General features: G+C 42.1%; 16 protein-coding genes. All 16 read left to right on the plus strand.

What is annotated here, in order from left to right:
• Window positions 1-60 precede the first annotated feature (60 nt).
• The 16 genes from purR to BM126_RS21210 all read left to right on the plus strand — a co-directional run bounded on the left by purR (window position 61) and on the right by BM126_RS21210 (window position 16828).
• A complete protein-coding gene (gene purR / locus BM126_RS21130; protein WP_090991314.1) occupies window positions 61-882 on the plus strand; it encodes a pur operon repressor in 822 nt (273 codons plus the stop codon).
• 32 nt (window positions 883-914) lie between these two features.
• Window positions 915-1289, plus strand: coding sequence for a 2-iminobutanoate/2-iminopropanoate deaminase (gene ridA, locus BM126_RS21135; protein ID WP_090991315.1), 375 nt, complete (start codon window positions 915-917; stop codon window positions 1287-1289).
• A gap of 301 nt (window positions 1290-1590) precedes the next feature.
• Window positions 1591-1887 carry a septation regulator SpoVG gene (gene spoVG / locus BM126_RS21140; protein WP_071353024.1) on the plus strand — a complete coding sequence of 99 codons (297 nt, stop codon included), beginning with the start codon at window positions 1591-1593 and terminating at the stop codon, window positions 1885-1887.
• Window positions 1888-2522: 635 nt separating this feature from the next.
• Window positions 2523-3896, plus strand: a complete 1374-nt coding sequence (gene glmU, locus BM126_RS21145; protein ID WP_090991316.1) for a bifunctional UDP-N-acetylglucosamine diphosphorylase/glucosamine-1-phosphate N-acetyltransferase GlmU — start codon at window positions 2523-2525, stop codon at window positions 3894-3896.
• Between the two features lie 17 nt (window positions 3897-3913).
• Window positions 3914-4867 carry a ribose-phosphate diphosphokinase gene (locus tag BM126_RS21150; protein WP_090991317.1) on the plus strand — a complete coding sequence of 318 codons (954 nt, stop codon included), beginning with the start codon at window positions 3914-3916 and terminating at the stop codon, window positions 4865-4867.
• Between the two features lie 465 nt (window positions 4868-5332).
• Window positions 5333-5962, plus strand: a complete 630-nt coding sequence (locus BM126_RS21160) for a 50S ribosomal protein L25/general stress protein Ctc (protein WP_090991319.1) — start codon at window positions 5333-5335, stop codon at window positions 5960-5962.
• A 257-nt stretch (window positions 5963-6219) separates the two neighbouring features.
• The gene (pth, locus tag BM126_RS21165) at window positions 6220-6777 is read left to right on the plus strand and encodes an aminoacyl-tRNA hydrolase (RefSeq protein ID WP_090991320.1); all 558 of its coding nucleotides are present in this window, start codon (window positions 6220-6222) and stop codon (window positions 6775-6777) included.
• 101 nt (window positions 6778-6878) lie between these two features.
• Window positions 6879-7109, plus strand: a complete 231-nt coding sequence (locus BM126_RS21170; protein WP_090991321.1) for an anti-sigma-F factor Fin — start codon at window positions 6879-6881, stop codon at window positions 7107-7109.
• 438 nt (window positions 7110-7547) lie between these two features.
• Complete coding sequence (mfd, locus tag BM126_RS21175; protein ID WP_090991322.1) at window positions 7548-11084, plus strand: transcription-repair coupling factor; 3537 nt, start codon at window positions 7548-7550, stop codon at window positions 11082-11084.
• A 192-nt stretch (window positions 11085-11276) separates the two neighbouring features.
• Window positions 11277-11813: a stage V sporulation protein T gene (spoVT, locus tag BM126_RS21180; RefSeq protein WP_090991323.1), complete on the plus strand. Its 537-nt coding sequence runs from the start codon at window positions 11277-11279 to the stop codon at window positions 11811-11813.
• 201 nt (window positions 11814-12014) lie between these two features.
• Window positions 12015-13637, plus strand: a complete 1623-nt coding sequence (locus BM126_RS21185; protein WP_090991324.1) for a putative polysaccharide biosynthesis protein — start codon at window positions 12015-12017, stop codon at window positions 13635-13637.
• 13 nt (window positions 13638-13650) lie between these two features.
• Entirely contained in the window at window positions 13651-15120 is a 1470-nt protein-coding gene (mazG, locus tag BM126_RS21190; protein ID WP_090991325.1) for a bifunctional methyltransferase/pyrophosphohydrolase YabN, read from the plus strand.
• Window positions 15121-15141: 21 nt separating this feature from the next.
• Complete coding sequence (locus BM126_RS21195; protein ID WP_090991343.1) at window positions 15142-15405, plus strand: RNA-binding S4 domain-containing protein; 264 nt, start codon at window positions 15142-15144, stop codon at window positions 15403-15405.
• Between the two features lie 80 nt (window positions 15406-15485).
• Window positions 15486-15794 (plus strand): sporulation protein YabP, encoded by a 309-nt coding sequence (gene yabP, locus BM126_RS21200; protein ID WP_071353014.1) that lies wholly within the window; start codon window positions 15486-15488, stop codon window positions 15792-15794.
• 41 nt (window positions 15795-15835) lie between these two features.
• Complete coding sequence (yabQ, locus tag BM126_RS21205; protein WP_371261484.1) at window positions 15836-16423, plus strand: spore cortex biosynthesis protein YabQ; 588 nt, start codon at window positions 15836-15838, stop codon at window positions 16421-16423.
• 39 nt (window positions 16424-16462) lie between these two features.
• Window positions 16463-16828: an FtsB family cell division protein gene (locus BM126_RS21210; protein ID WP_371261483.1), complete on the plus strand. Its 366-nt coding sequence runs from the start codon at window positions 16463-16465 to the stop codon at window positions 16826-16828.
• Window positions 16829-16878 lie beyond the last annotated feature (50 nt).

Raw genomic sequence — 16878 nt, forward strand, 5'->3', positions numbered from 1 at the left:
CGTACATTAATGCTATAATATTATAAAAATATTCGGAAAATGGATTGGGGGTGGAAAAAAGTGAAATTTAGGCGCAGTGAGAGACTGGTGGACATGACAAATTACCTTTTGGAACATCCTGGCCAGCTCGTCTCGCTTACATTCTTTGCGGAACGTTATAGTTCTGCTAAATCTTCTATTAGCGAAGATTTAACGATCATCAAGGAAACCTTCGAACAGCGCGGGATCGGATCATTGAATACCGTTCCGGGGGCAGCAGGCGGTGTGAAATATATCGTAAATGTAAACCGCGGTGAAGCGAAAGGCTTCATTGATGAATTATGCAGGGTCATCGCGAGCCCTGAAAGGCTTTTGCCTGGCGGTTATCTGTATATGACAGATATACTGGGCGATCCCCAGACTGTCAATACAGTAGGGAGAATAATAGCAGCCGCTTATGCAAAAAAGCGTGTGGATGTCATTATGACTATGGCAACAAAAGGGATACCCCTTGCATATTCCGTTGCCCATTATTTAAATGTCCCGGTTGTAATCGCGAGAAGAGACAATAAAGTGACCGAGGGGTCGACGGTCAGCATTAATTATGTTTCTGGATCTCTAAAAAGAATCCAGACTATGGTGCTTTCAAAAAGGAGTCTTGCAGAAGGCTCAAATGTACTGATTGTAGATGATTTCATGAAGGCTGGCGGAACGGTAAACGGCATGGTTTCGCTGCTTGAAGAGTTTAAAGCTACATTAGCTGGCATAGCCGTTCTGGTAGAATCAGAAAAAGCGGATGAACGCCTGGTGGATGATTATACCTCCCTCATCAAGCTTTCCGGAGTGGACGAAAAAGATAAGAGTATCAATGTAGCACAAGGAAACTATTTTGCAGCAGAATAAACATGCATTAAGCCATAAGGAGGAGCAGTACTATGAAAATCGTTCATACTAATGAGGCCCCGGCCGCAATTGGACCCTATTCACAAGGAATTACGGTAAATAACCTATTCTTTAGCTCAGGCCAGATTCCCCTTACAGCAGAAGGAACAATGGTGACTGGCGATGTCATGAAGCAGACTCATCAGGTTTTTAAAAATCTGAAAGCCGTTTTAGCTGAAGCAGGCGCTTCTCTGGAAACCGTTGTTAAAGCGACAGTGTTTATTAAAAGCATGGACGACTTTGCCGAGATCAATGAAGTATACGGAACTTACTTCTCAGATCATAAACCTGCCCGTTCTTGTGTAGAAGTGGCACGCCTTCCAAAAGATGCATTAGTGGAAATAGAAGTAATCGCGCTCGTTAAGTAATTTAAGACGGGCGTTTTTTTTATTTGGCCATTTAGTAAAAACCAGTTTGGATAAAAAAATTATAGAGCTTTGAAGTTTATTATTGGCAGGAGGATAAGTATTTTCTATGCAGGCTATTTGCATAGAAGGTTTTTAAAACGCTTTCACACCAAGGGTTTAGCCACAATCATAACATGAAATTTAAAAATTCAAGAAATATGCATAGTTTTTTAAAAAAATTTACAATAATTAGAAGGAGTTTAGAAAGCGCTTGTAGAATATGTATTTTAAGTTTCTATCATGAAAAAAGGTGGTGAACAGAATGGAAGTAACTGACGTAAGATTACGCCGCGTAAATACAGATGGGCGCATGAGAGCAATTGCATCAATTACATTGGATAATGAGTTTGTGGTACATGATATCCGTGTAATCGACGGAAATAATGGTTTATTCGTTGCTATGCCGAGTAAACGCACTCCTGATGGAGAATTCCGTGATATTGCACACCCGATTAATTCTTCAACACGCGGTAAAATTCAGGATGCTGTGCTTGCTGAATATCATCGTTTAGGAGAAATGGAAGTCGAGTTAGAAGAAGCAGGAGCTGGAGCTTCATAAAATTTGAAATAAATATGCATCAGGAGCCTACTTCAAAAGTAAGGCTCTTTTTATTGAAAAGGCTCTTTTCTTAAAGATTGTTGTTTTTTTATATGTTCTTTAAAGCCATCCCATTGTTAAGTCAGGTTGATTGGAGTGTAAGGTGCAAGACGCCGCGGGATTAGCGGAACAGGTGGGACCCCGCAGGCAAGCCGAGGAGGCTCACCGCCCGCCCCGCGGAAAGGGAGCATCCTGGAGCGGAAATCAACCAACTTTGTTCCGTAGCAACAAAGTTTACGAAAACAGCCATTGAAAAAAACAGGCTTTATTGTTATATTCCAATTCCCCCGATTATTTACAAGTAAACCTTTTTTAGCCCCAATTTAAAAAAACTCCTCAAAAAAATTCAGAAACTCTTAATTTGACTCCTTGAAAGGTATATAATTGACAAGATGTGATTTTCTTCACAAATAAAGAATGATAATACACTTGCCATAGGCAGCCAGCAAGGAAAGCGGCCTGCTTTTTAATTAAACAGAGAGCAGATGCAGGTTTTCTTATTGACAATAATTTGTACTTTTCTCAGAAATGTTGAAAAGAAGGTTTATTTGAGATAATATTTTTAATGGATAAAAAGGTAAAATTGGAGGCCTGTTATGACGAATCGTTATGCAATAATATTGGCCGCAGGACAAGGTACCAGAATGAAATCTAAGCTTTACAAGGTTTTACACCCTGTTTGCGGAAAACCAATGGTACAGCATGTTATAGACCACGTTAATGAACTTAAAATAGAAGATATAGTCACGATTATTGGCCATGGAGCTGAAAAAGTGCAGGATCAAGTGGGCAATTTAAGCCAGTATGCCCTTCAAACGGAGCAATTGGGAACTGCCCATGCAGTGATGCAGGCAGAAACAGCGCTTGCCGGCAAAGAAGGAACCACTCTTGTGATTTGCGGGGATACTCCCTTAATTAAATCAGAGACCATGCAGGCATTAATCGACCTGCACGAAGAAAAACAGGCTAAGGCAACCATATTGACAGCTTCAGCCCAAAATCCTGCTGGTTATGGACGGGTCATCCGCAATAGCGATGGAGAAGTTGAAAAAATTGTAGAACACAAAGATGCGAATGAATCCGAGCTTAAGGTAAAGGAAATCAATACTGGAACCTATTGCTTTGATAACATGGCCCTATTTTCTGCCCTTAAAAAAGTTTCGAATGACAATGTGCAGGGCGAGTATTACCTGCCTGATGTTATTGAAATCCTGAAGGCTGAGGGAGAAATTATTACAGCCTATGAAACGAATGATTTTGGCGAAACAATGGGAGTGAACGATAGAGTCGCTTTATCCCAGGCAGAAGCCATCATGCGAACCAGGATTAACGAAAAGCATATGAGGAATGGAGTAACCATTACAGATCCGGCATCCACCTATATTGAAGCTGACGTAACCATCGAACAGGATACAGTCATTTATCCTGGCACCATGATTATGGGCAGCACCCATATTGGCCGGGAATGCCTGATCGGTCCTCATACAGAAATTAAAGACTGCAAAATTGGCGATCATACCGTACTTCGCCAATCTGTTGCACATGACAGCTCGATTGGGGCAGAAGTGAAGATTGGGCCGTTTGCCCATATCCGTCCTCAATCTGAAATTATGGATGAAGTGAAAATCGGGAATTTTGTTGAAATTAAAAAAGCAGTCTTTGGCACGGGAAGCAAAGCTTCTCATTTAAGTTACATTGGTGATGCTGAAGTTGGAAAAGATGTTAATATCGGCTGCGGATCCATTACTGTAAATTATGACGGAAAAAATAAATTCTTGACTAAAATAGAAGATGGGGTTTTTGTTGGCTGCAATTCCAATCTGGTTGCTCCTGTTACCATTGGAAAAGGAGCATACGTAGCGGCAGGTTCAACAATAACGGAAGATGTTCCAGGCGAAGCTTTATCAATAGCCCGCGCACGCCAGGTTAATAAAGAAGACTACGTAAAAAACCTGAAGTTCAATAAATAACCCAATGGAGGTTCATCATGTCAAACCAGTATTTAGATCCTAACTTAAAAGTCTTTTCTCTAAATTCCAATCATGCATTAGCTCAAGAAATTGCTAAAGCCATCGGTGTAGAGCTTGGAAAATGTTCAGTGACTCATTTCAGTGATGGTGAAGTGCAAATCAATATTGAGGAAAGCATCCGCGGCTGTGACGTGTTTGTTATTCAATCAACAAGCCAGCCTGTTAATGAGCATTTGATGGAACTGCTGATTATGATTGATGCATTAAAGCGTGCTTCCGCTAAAACCATCAATATTGTTATGCCTTATTACGGATATGCGCGGCAGGATCGGAAAGCGCGTGCCAGGGAGCCAATCACTGCCAAGCTTGTTGCTAATCTTTTGGAAACTGCAGGCGCAGACCGTGTCATCACACTGGATCTACATGCACCTCAAATACAAGGATTCTTTGACATTTTAATCGACCATTTAATGGGTGTGCCGATTCTTGCTGATTATTTCAGAGAAAAGAATTTGCAGGATATCGTAATTGTGTCTCCTGATCATGGCGGAGTTACCCGTGCCCGGAAAATGGCAGACCGCTTAAAAGCGCCGATTGCCATCATAGATAAACGCCGTCCGCGCCCGAATGTTGCAGAGGTAATGAACATTGTCGGAAACATTGAAGGAAAAACGGCCATTTTAATTGATGATATTATTGACACCGCCGGGACTATTACATTAGCAGCAAATGCCCTTATGGAGAACGGGGCAACAGAAGTGTACGCTTGCTGTACACATCCTGTTCTTTCCGGCCCGGCTATCGAGCGTATTCAAAACTCAACTATTAAAGAGCTTGTAGTAACGAATACAATTTCTCTTCCGGAGGAAAAGAAAATCGATAAGATTGTGGAGCTTTCTGTAGCTACTTTAATCGGCGAAGCAATTATCCGTGTCCATGAAGAGCAATCAGTAAGCACATTATTTGATTAAATAGGCTCTTTTTTAAAAGATTGCTGTTTTTTAATAAGTTCTGCGAGGCAATCCCGTAGTTAAGCCAGGTTGATTGGAGTGTAAGGTGCGAGACTCCTGCAGGCTCACCTGTCCGCCCCGCGGAAAGCGAGCATCCTGAGCGGAAATCAACCCTCTTGTTCCATAGCAACAAAGTTTAGGAAACAGCCATTAATTAAAAAGCTCAGAAGCCTGTTCAGCCGGGAACATAATTCCGGATGCCTGTCAGGTAATGACAGCCAGGTTTACTACTATTAAAAGAGACGATGATAATTTTTTCATCGTCTTTTTTTTTGCGAAAAAATGCCTTCAAAGCCTTTCACCCTGCCGGTTCCGGCAGACTCACCAGCCCAGGCCTTGCAGAAAAATGTTTAGAATCTTTCTTTTTAGGGCAATTTTTAAGTAAGAGAAGCATTAATTTATTTCATTCGGAAAGGCGGAGGATTCATGAGTAACGTATTAGCGGCAAAAGAACGGGAAAATACTAACTTAAAACAATTAAGGGACAGCGGCAACATTCCTGCTATTGTTTATGGCAATAAAAATGCAAGCACTGCTATTTCTGTAAGCAATGGGGATTTCCAGAGGGTCATCAAGGAAGTCGGCCGCAATGGAATTATTTCTTTGGATGTACAAGGAAGTAAACATAATGTTATGCTGTCTGACTTTCAGAAAGATCCGCTGAAAAACGAAATCTTTCATGCGGATTTCCTGATTGTTAACATGTCAGAGGAGCGTCAGGCACAAGTCCGTATCAACCTGGTCGGCGATTCTAAAGGTGTGAAAGATGGCGGCGTTCTCCAGCAATCCATTCACGAAGTCACTGTAACGGCTAAACCAAATGACATTCCGGAATCGATTGATGTGGATGTTACGAACCTGGAAGTTGGCGATACAGTTTCGATTGCAGATGTGAAAAGCGCGAAAGGAATTACGATTGACCAGGATGAGGAAGAAGTCATTGCCTCTGTACTCGCTCCGAGACAGGAAGCGGAAATCAGTACGGGCGAACAGCAGGATGGCGGGACTCCAGACAACGAAGAAGGCCGTGAAACCTCTCCATCACCGGAGTCATGATAATGCATGATAGAAGATAAAACATGGTATAATAGGCGTAACCTACTCAGGTTACGCCTTTTATCAGGTGAGATTAATCAGCACTTCTTGGCATTTTCGGCTTTGAAATATTCCTGCTGCATATGGCTGGGATGTTTTTAAAATAGAATAGGACTGGAGCCGCTTGCGGGATAAAGTGCAGATGGGTTACGCTTTTTATAAGGTTAAAAAAAGCGTGAACCGCTTCAAGTATGGAAAGCAGTGACGGAGAGTGAAATATGAAGATAATTGCAGGACTGGGCAACCCGGGAAAACAATATGAAAAAACAAGGCATAACATCGGCTTTGAAGCAATAGATGAATTATCGAGAAAATGGTCAATCCCTTTGGATCAGGCTAAGCATAAAGGAATATATGGATCTGGAAGTGTAAATGGAGATAAGGTCATACTTCTTAAACCTCTTACATATATGAACTTATCTGGAGAATCAATTGGGGCAGTTATGGACTTTTTTAAACTGGAAGTCAATGATCTTGTCGTCCTGTATGATGATTTAGATTTGCCTGCAGGGAAAATCAGGTTGCGGCAAAAAGGAAGTGCAGGGGGACACAATGGAATAAAATCCACCATTGCCCATATGGGCACCCAGGAGTTCAACAGAATCCGGATTGGAATTGGCAGGCCAGAAGGAAGAATACCTGTTACGGATTATGTCCTCGGCAGATTTACAAAGGAAGAGTGGCCAGTCATGAGCGAAGCAGTCGATAAAAGTGTGAATGCTTGCGAAGAATGGGTTAAAAAGCCGTTTCTTCAGGTAATGAATGAATTTAACTGATCAAAAACCATCCAATTTGGAAGGTATCCGCTAGCCATATGAATAAATCCCCCTTTTTTTGGTGAATACTAACCATAAAAAGAGACTAGGGGGTTAGCGATATGGCTCTCCATTATAATTGTAGACATTGCGGAATGAAGCTTGGAAGCATACACCAGCAGGTTTTGGATATAGAACAATTAGGTTTTGATAAACTTAATGATGAAGAACGCCAGGAAATGATTGTTTATGATTCTTCAGGAGATATATATGTTAAATCCATATGTGCAGACTGCCAGGAATCACTGCAAAAAAATCCTGGATTGCATCAAAACGATTATATTATTCATTAATGGAAATCAGCTTTGGGACAAATCCAAAGCATTTTTCCGTTTGCTCCAATTTAGTTAAAGGCTCTTTTCTTATAGAATGCTGTTTTTTAATATGTACTGTGAAGTGAACCTGTTGTTAAACCTGGTTGATTGGTGTGTAAGGTGCAAGACTTCTGCGGGATTAACGGGAAGGTGAGACCCCGCAAGCATTGCTTTAGAGGCTCACGTCCGTCCCGCGGAGAGCGAGCATCCCGGAACGGAAATCACCCCCTTGTTCAGGTAGCAGCAAAGTTTACGAACACAGCCTAATTAAAGACGCATCCAGGCTGGATTCGTTTATTTCCTTTATGAGGTTTTGAAAAATACCATGGGTATATAAATGCGTTAAAACTATAGAACGTACCTGGGAGCAATCCTGGGGACATATTATTTTATTTATTGAGAGGGGAGGGGCAGAGTGTGAAAGGATTGCAAAATCTGTTTTCCAAACACGAGGATGTCCGCTCATTAATAACGGGAATAGATGAGGGGTTAAGGGAGCAATTGGTTTCTGGATTATCTGGTTCTTCCAGATCAGTGCTGATTGCTTCAGTTTATGCGGAAACAAAAAAATCTATCCTGGTGGTCACACATAACCTTTTGCAGGCACAGAAGCTTCAAGAGGATTTGTCCGGCTTTATTTCTGAGGAAGAATTATTTATATATCCGGCAAATGAGCTGATTGCTGCAGAACTTAGCGTTTCAAGTCCAGAATTAAGAGCGCAGCGTGTAGAAGCGCTGAACCATTGGACACATGGCAAAAAAGGAGTCATTATCGTACCGATTCCGGGATTAAGGAAACTGCTTCCTCCTAAGGAGCTTTGGAAAAGGTATCAGCTTGACCTTAAGGTTGGCGAAGACATCGAAGTGGAGAACACGCTCCAGACTTTTGTTCATATGGGCTATTCAAGGGCGGAAATGGTTTCGTCTCCAGGTGAATTCAGCATCAGGGGCGGTATCATTGATATTTACCCGATTACTGAAAATAATCCTGTCAGGATAGAATTGTTTGATACCGAAATAGATTCCATACGGACTTTTTCACTCGAAGACCAGCGATCCATTGAGAGGCATCCGGCGGTTTCCATTGGTCCTGTTACTGAAACGCTATTAGAGCCCGCACATATTGACTCTATTATTGAAAAGCTAGAAAGCGGCTTAAGCAAAAGCCTGAAAAAAATAAAAAATGAAAAGACAAAGGAACAGCTGGTACAGACCATCGGGTATGAGTTAGAACAATTTAAAACAGGAAATCTGACGGATCAGATCTCAAAATACTTAAGCCTCGGCTATGAAAAACCAGCTAGTTTGATAGATTATATGCCCAGCGACGGCATTGTGATGCTTGATGAAATCAGCCGTATTCAGGAAATAAGCGATTCCCTGGAAAAAGAAGAGGCAGAATGGTACACCAATCTGCTTGCAGAAGGCCAAATCATCCATGATGTCAAACTGGCCCACCGCTTGCCGGAGCTTATAGCAGGCTCTGACCGGCCGTTTATTTATTTATCCCTTTTCTTGCGCCATGTGCCGCATACGAATCCCCAGAATATTATTAATTTCACCTGTAAGCAGATGCAAAATTTTCATGGCCAAATGAATGTGTTTAAAGCGGAAACCGACCGCTGGAAAAAAGGGAAATTTGCAGTGATTATTTTAGGCCCTGATGAAGAGAGGGTCAAGAAACTGCACAGGGTGCTAGAAGACTACGAGATTGAAGCAGCCGAGCTCAAAAGCGGCAGCGAAATCCTTCCGGGGAAGGTGCAGATCCTCCAGGGAAGCCTGAATTCAGGCTTTGAACTGCCTATGCAAAAATACGCAGTCATAACAGAGCAGGAGCTTTTTAATACAAAAGTGAAGAAAACGGCAAGAAGGCAAAAACTTACCAATGCCGAAAGAATAAAAAGTTATTCAGAATTAAAGACTGGCGATTATGTTGTTCACGTTAACCATGGAATCGGAAAATATCTCGGTATTGAGACTTTGAGTATCAATGGCGTTCATAAGGATTATCTCCATATTCGCTACCAGGCTAACGATAAGCTTTATGTGCCTGTTGACCAAATAGATTTAGTGCAGAAATATGTCGGCTCCGAAGGGAAAGAGCCCAAGCTTTATAAACTTGGCGGTTCGGACTGGAAAAGAGTCAAAAGCAAGGTGCAGTCTTCTGTTGAGGATATTGCGGATGATTTAATCAAGCTTTATGCAGAGCGGGAAGCTGCAAAGGGCTATGCATTTTCACCTGATGGGGATCTACAGAGGGAGTTTGAGACTGCTTTCCCTTATAACGAAACAGATGATCAGCTAAGGTCCATACTTGAAATCAAAAAAGACATGGAGCGTGAACGGCCAATGGACCGCCTGCTATGCGGAGATGTCGGTTACGGAAAAACGGAAGTTGCCATCCGGGCTGCATTTAAAGCCATTATGGACGGAAAACAAGTCGCATTTTTAGTTCCGACAACCATTCTTGCACAGCAGCATTTTGAAACCCTCCAGGAAAGATTCCAGGATTACCCGATTACTATCGGATTGTTGAGCCGTTTCCGCACTAAAAAGCAGCAGACTGAAACTACGAAGGGGCTAAAGGCTGGAACTGTTGACATAGCAGTCGGCACACACCGCCTGCTTTCGAAGGATGTTCAATACCGCGAGCTTGGTCTTCTGATCATTGATGAGGAGCAGCGCTTTGGTGTAACACATAAAGAGAAAATCAAAAAACTGAAAACAAACGTGGATGTACTGACCTTAACAGCCACCCCAATCCCGAGAACCCTGCATATGTCCATGCTTGGCGTCAGGGACTTATCTGTCATTGAGACTCCGCCTGAGAACCGGTTCCCTATCCAGACTTATGTCATGGAGTATAACGGAGGCCTTGTAAGAGAGGCGATAGAAAGGGAATTGGCGCGGGATGGGCAGGTTTACTTCCTTTACAACAGGGTAGAAGATATAGCAAGAAAAGCAGAAGAAATTTCCATGCTGGTGCCGGAAGCACGTGTAGCCTTTGCTCACGGGCAAATGACTGAACAGGAACTTGAATCGGTGATGGTTGGATTTCTCGATGGAGAATATGACGTGCTGGTAAGCACCACGATTATAGAAACTGGTGTGGATATTCCGAATGTTAACACCCTCATTGTTCATGATGCTGATAGAATGGGCCTTTCACAGCTTTATCAGCTGCGCGGCCGTGTAGGACGCTCAAGCCGGGTAGCTTATGCTTTCTTTACCTACCGCAAGGACAAAGTGCTGACAGAGGTCGCAGAAAAAAGGCTTCAATCCATTAAGGAATTCACTGAATTGGGTTCTGGTTTCAAGATTGCCATGCGGGACCTTTCCATTAGAGGAGCGGGCAACCTGCTTGGAGCAGAACAACATGGGTTCATCGATTCTGTAGGTTTTGACTTGTATTCTCAGATGCTAAAAGAAGCGGTAGAAGCAAAACAAAATGATAAGCCGGCTGAGGAACGGGCGTCTATCGAAATCGACCTTGAAATTGATGCTTATATTCCGGATTCATACATTTCTGATGGACACCAGAAGATTGAGATGTATAAAAGGTTCAGAGGAATCGCTTCCATAGAGGAATTCCAGGAGCTTCAAGAGGAAATGCTGGATCGATTTGGTGAATACCCTGATGAGGTAGCCTATTTATTTTTAATTGCAGAAATAAAGGTGTATGCTTTACAGGCGGGTATTGAAAGCATTAAACAATCCAAGCAGGATGTCACTATTTTAATTTCACAAAAAGAAAGCAGCAATATAGATGGCCAGAAGGTATTTCAGTTAAGTTCGAAATTTGGCCGCATGGTAGGTCTTGGCATGGATGGAAGCCGGATGAAATTAGTCCTTCATACCAAAGGCACTGTACAGGATAAGTGGCTGAATGTATTATTTGAGACTGTAAAAGGTTTGCAGCATGTCAGGAAAGCAGATCAAACAGTAAAAAAATAACAGTTCCTGCTGTTATTTAAAGATATGATGGTATTCTATTCGGAGAAAATATTTTAAAATAAAGAAAATTTTTTTCAAAGTGCATAGAACTTTCCATTAGAAAAATACTAAGTTTCACAGAGGTAATGATTCCTGCCAATTAAGGAAAGGTCATTATCAGAAATCAATTAAACGAAAGCGAGGCAACACAACATGAAAGCAACTGGTATAGTTCGCCGAATTGATGATCTAGGAAGAGTTGTAATCCCGAAAGAAATTCGCAGAACCCTTCGCATCAGAGAAGGAGATCCGCTTGAGATCTTTGTGGACAGAGATGGCGAAGTTATTTTAAAGAAATATTCTCCTATCAGTGAGCTTGGAGATTTTGCGAGAGAATATGCAGAAGCGCTTTTTGATAGCCTGGGCAATCCTATCTTGATCTGTGACCGTGATACATATATAGCGGTTGCAGGAGGTTCAAAGAAGGATTATTTAAACAAAAGCGTCAGTGAACTAGTGGAAAAAACAATGGATGAGCGCAATTCAATTCTTGTCACTGAAAAAGGCCAAATTACATTAGCGGATTCCAATGAAGAAGATGTACAGTCTTATACCATTGCTCCTATTGTTGCAAATGGAGATCCAATCGGTGCAGTTGTCATCTACTCTAAAGAGAGCACAGTCGGAGAAGTTGAACATAAAGCTGTTGAAACGGCCGCAAGCTTCCTTGCCCGTCAAATGGAGCAATAATACGGACAATCTTATATATACCCCTGCTAAGGACAGCCTCTGGCTGTTCTTTTTTTGGAGAAAACATAGAGCCATTGGACGCCAGGGGAAAACCCTGCCCCCTTGAAAGAAGAGATCCTCACGATGGGGTTCACGGGTACAACAGCAGCTTTTCTAATTATGTTATAATACAACCACATATGTTGGAAGTGGGGTTCTGGGATGGCTGGTCAGCCTTTGGGTGCATCTAAGAGTTTTTTTCATGGAGCTTTAATTTTAAGCGCAGCTGCCCTTTTTATTAAGGTTTTAAGTGCGGCGTATCGTATTCCTTATCAGAATATTGCCGGTGATATAGGGTTTTACATATTTCAGCAGGTGTATCCCTTTTATGGGATTGCGATAGCGTTGTCAACATTGGGATTTCCTGTCGTGATATCTAAGCTGATTGCGGAATCTCAAAGCTCTGAACATAATTATTCTGCAAAGGAGATTGTACAGACATCTTTTGCTGTAATCGGGCTGATTGGAGCATCGATATTTATCGGGCTTTATTTCGGTTCAGACTGGATAGCGGATTCTATGAATGATCATAGGCTTGCGGGGCTTTTAAGAATGACAGCCTTCTACTTTTTGCTTATGCCTTTTTTGTCGGTTTTTAGAGGATTTTATCAAGGGCGCCATGATATGATTCCCACTGCCGTTTCTCAGGTCCTGGAACAAATTATAAGAGTGGCAGGCATTCTGATCCTGTCTTTTATTCTCATTCACCAGGGGAAGTCTTTATATGCAGCAGGAACAGGGGCAGTGTTCGCTTCGATTCTTGGCGGATTTGTCAGCCTTTTAATACTTTTAGGCTTTGTATTTTTCCGCAGTGATTGGGCTGTTTTTCAGGGAGGAAGAGCTGCAAAGGGCTATTTTTTAAAAATCGCAAAGGCTCTTCTGTTTCAGGGGTTTTCTTTTTGCCTGACAAGTCTCATTCTGGTTCTCGTACAGCTCGTTGATTCGCTGCACCTTTATTCCTTATTGAAGGAATCTGGTATGGGGCAAATGGAGGCGAAAGAGTGGAAAGGGGTCTATGACCGGGGGCAGCCGCTCATTCAGCTGGGCACTGTTATCTCGAATTCGATTTCACTTTCTATGGTTCCCCTCATTTCCCGCTGTGTGAAAATGGGAAACAAAAAAGAATTGTATAATAAAATTAATCTTTCTCTCAGGTCGGCTGTTACAATCGGGGCAGCTGCATCGGCGGGTCTGATTTTCATAATAAAGCCTGCCAATTATATGCTGTTTACCGACACAAGAGGAACAGCCGCTTTAGGAATACTGGCTTGTTCAATCTTGTTTACTTCATTGATAATGGCGGAAGCTTCGGTATTGCAAAATCTTGGGCGCACTGGGGCGACCGTATGGATTGTGTTTGCTGGTATCGCCTTTAAATGGCTGTTCAATCTGCTTTTGGTAAAGAGTTATGGAATTACCGGTGCTGCTCTTGCTTCCGTAGCAGCCTTTGCATTCATGTCACTTTTATTTTATGCTGTTTTAAAAGTAGAGCTTAAAAGCACGCTATTGGAGAAAAGGCATCTTTTTATTGTGTTTACAGGTCTGGCAGTAATGGCAGCTAGCTTAATGGCTGTAAATGGATTATTTCATCTGTTTTTTCAAGGCCTGCAGGTCAGCCGTGTTCTCGCAGCGTGCCAGGCGCTTGCAGGCGCCGGGATAGGAGGGGCTGTATTCATAGCCTATATCCTGCGCGCAAAACTGTTCAATAAAGAAGAACTGGGAATTCTGCCAATGGGTGATAAGCTTGCCAAGGTGATGCAGGACCATCATGAAAAACTGAAATAAGGAGTACGTCTTTATGATAAATGAAATAGTAATAATCGGATTAGGCGCGGGGGATCTTGATCAGCTTCCTTTAGGAGTTTATAAATTACTGAAGAAGTCTTCAATGTGCTATGTCAGGACGATTGAGCATCCTGTTATAAGTGAACTGCAATCCGAAGGGATGGCATTTGAAAGCTTTGATGCTGTATATGAAAAGCACGATGGGTTCAGTGAGGTTTATGAGGAAATTTCCGATATACTGCTTGATAAAGCAAAAAGTGAAGCAGTATTATATGCGGTTCCCGGCCATCCGATGGTCGCCGAAAAGACAGTGCAGCTCCTTCTGGAAAAGGGAGAAGAAAAAGGCATCAAGATTACAGTTTCCGGAGGCCAGAGTTTTCTGGATGCCCTTTTCCAGTCTGTTAAAATTGATCCGATTGAAGGGTTCCAGCTGCTGGATGGAACGGCATTAAAAGTGGAACAAATCCATATCGGGCAGCATATGATCATTGGCCAGGTATACGATGCATATGTCGCTTCTGATGTGAAATTGACTCTGATGGAGAAATTGCCGGATGATCATGAGGTTTTCATCGTTACGGCCGCGGGAAGTAAAGAAGAATCAGTCAGGAAGACTGTTTTGTATGAACTGGATCGGCATCTGGAGTTAAACAACCTGACAAGTGTATATGTACCTCCAGTGAAGGAAGAAGAGAAGAAATTCCGTGAGTTTTCAAAGCTAAAGCAAATCATTGCCAGGCTCAGAGGTCCCGGCGGATGTCCATGGGATCAAAAACAAACCCATGAAAGCCTGAAAACCTACCTGATAGAAGAAGTCTATGAGCTCATTGATGCCATTGACTCGGATGATGTCGAAGCAATGATAGGCGAACTTGGCGATGTGCTGCTTCAGGTCATGCTTCATGCGCAGATTGGCGAAGATGAAGGCCTGTTTTCTATCGAAGACGTGATTGAAGAGGTGACCTCAAAAATGGTCCGCCGCCATCCGCATGTATTTGGGGATGTTGAAGTCAATGGAGTCGAAGAGGTCCTGGCGAACTGGCAGGATATAAAGGAAGCAGAAAAAGAAAGTGCACCGAAAACTAATTCCCTGCTTGATGACATAGGAAAAGCACTGCCGAACTTAATCAGAGCAAATGAATACCAGCGCAGGGCTGCTAATGCCGGATTTGATTGGGATCAGGTTTCTGAAGCATGGGACAAGGTTAAAGAAGAAGTACAGGAAGTAGAAGCTGAACTGCATGTTGCTAATAACAGGGAACGTATAAAAGACGAACTAGGCGACCTCTTCTTTGCGTTGGTAAACGTTACGAGATTTTATGGCATTCAGGCAGAAGAAGCGGTGCATGCAGCAAATCAAAAATTCTACCGCAGATTTTCATATATAGAAGAATGTGTGGCGCGCGATAATAAGCAATTCGCCGATTACTCCCTTGCCGAGCTGGACAAGTACTGGGATGAAGCGAAATCAAAAGGACTATAAAAGGAGCGAGGAAAGATGTCGATGAGATTGGATAAATTTCTAAAGGTTTCAAGATTGATAAAGCGCCGTACACTGGCAAAAGAAGTAGCTGATAAAGGGAGAATATCCATTAATGGGCTGCAGGCAAAAGCCAGCTCCAATGTTAAAATGGGCGATGAACTTGCAGTGCAATTTGGCCAAAAGCGTGTAACGGTCCGGATTGAAAAAATTCAGGAAACTACCCGCAAAGAAGATGCTGCGGATATGTATACTGTAATAAAAGAGGAAAACCTCTCCCAGGATTGAATCATGGCTGATGAGGCTTGTTCTAATTTCCTGCAGGTGCACATATATTTGAACAAACTGTGCTAATGTGGGGGATGAAAATGAGCCAATATTTAGATCCAGCCCAAAACAGCTCCAAAGGAAACATACCAGAACATGATGTAGTTATGAGAGGCCGCCGTTTACTGGAGATTACTGGTGTAAAACATGTGGAAAGTTTCGATAATGAGGAATTTTTGCTGGAGACTTCCATGGGTTTTCTGTCAATAAGGGGCCAAAACCTGCAGATGAAAAACCTGGACGTGGATAAGGGAATTGTATCAATAAAGGGAAAGATCTTTGATTTGATTTATTTAGATGAGCAATCAGGGGAGAAAGCTAAAGGATTCTTTGGCAAACTGTTCAAATGACACTTTCCACCCAATTCTATACACTTATTGCAATGATTGGAATGGGCAGCTGCTTTGGGGCTGCCCTGGATACTTACAATCTCTTTCTGAAAAGGTCCAGGCGACAGGGCTGGATAGTCTTCATCAATGATTTTCTTTTCTGGATTGTTCAGGCTCTTATCATATTTTATGTTCTTTTTACTGTTAATGAGGGTGAGCTTAGGCTATATTTATTTTTAGCGCTTTTGTGCGGGTTTGCTGCATACCAAAGTCTATTTAAGGGTATGTACATGAGGGGTCTCAAAGCTTTCATTTTTGCAGTGGTTTCAGTGGCACGGTTCGCGGGGAAATCCTTTAAGGCACTTATAATCTCGCCGATTAAATGGATTTTATCCAGCATTCTGTTTTTGATCCTTGCAATTGGAAAAGCTGTCTATTTACTTTTAAAAGGGCTTTGCAAAAGTGTGTTATTCATTTTGCTTATAATATTCAAGCCGTTTTTATGGATATTGAAAGGATTATGGAATATTTTGCCGAAATTTGTTACAAATAACGTCGGGAAGTCTTATAATATAGTTACAGGATTATCTGACAGGACAAAGAAGTTTATAATTAGGACTTTACATCGATGGAGAAATAAAAAGGAATAAGGAGTGGTAATAAAAATGGGAAGCCTCAGGAAAAAGAAAGTGGCTAAGTTAGAAACCCCGTATGTCTTCCAACAAGAAAAGAACGTTCAAACTGTGGAGAGAAAGCGAAAAGGATTGATTCGCCGGCTTACTTTTTATGCAGTTTGTGCAGCCATCCTTTCGGTCCTGGCAATCACTACACTCCTGACCCAAGCTGCAGCATTAGATAAGAAGGAACAGGAAAAAGCGGCGGTCCATAAAAAGCTTACGGCTCTCAAAAGCCGGGAATCTGATCTTCGTGAAGAGATTGTAAAACTGAATGATGATGATTATATTGCCAAATTGGCAAGACGTGATTACTTCCTATCTGATAAAGGGGAAATCATTTTTAATCTTCCAAAGAAAAAGAATCAGGACAGTGACTAATATTGACACTGTTTTTTTCTGTTCGCTATAATATAATGTATATTGATTTT

Source organism: Bacillus sp. OV322, assembly GCF_900112495.1.
Lineage (GTDB): Bacteria > Bacillota > Bacilli > Bacillales > DSM-1321 > Peribacillus.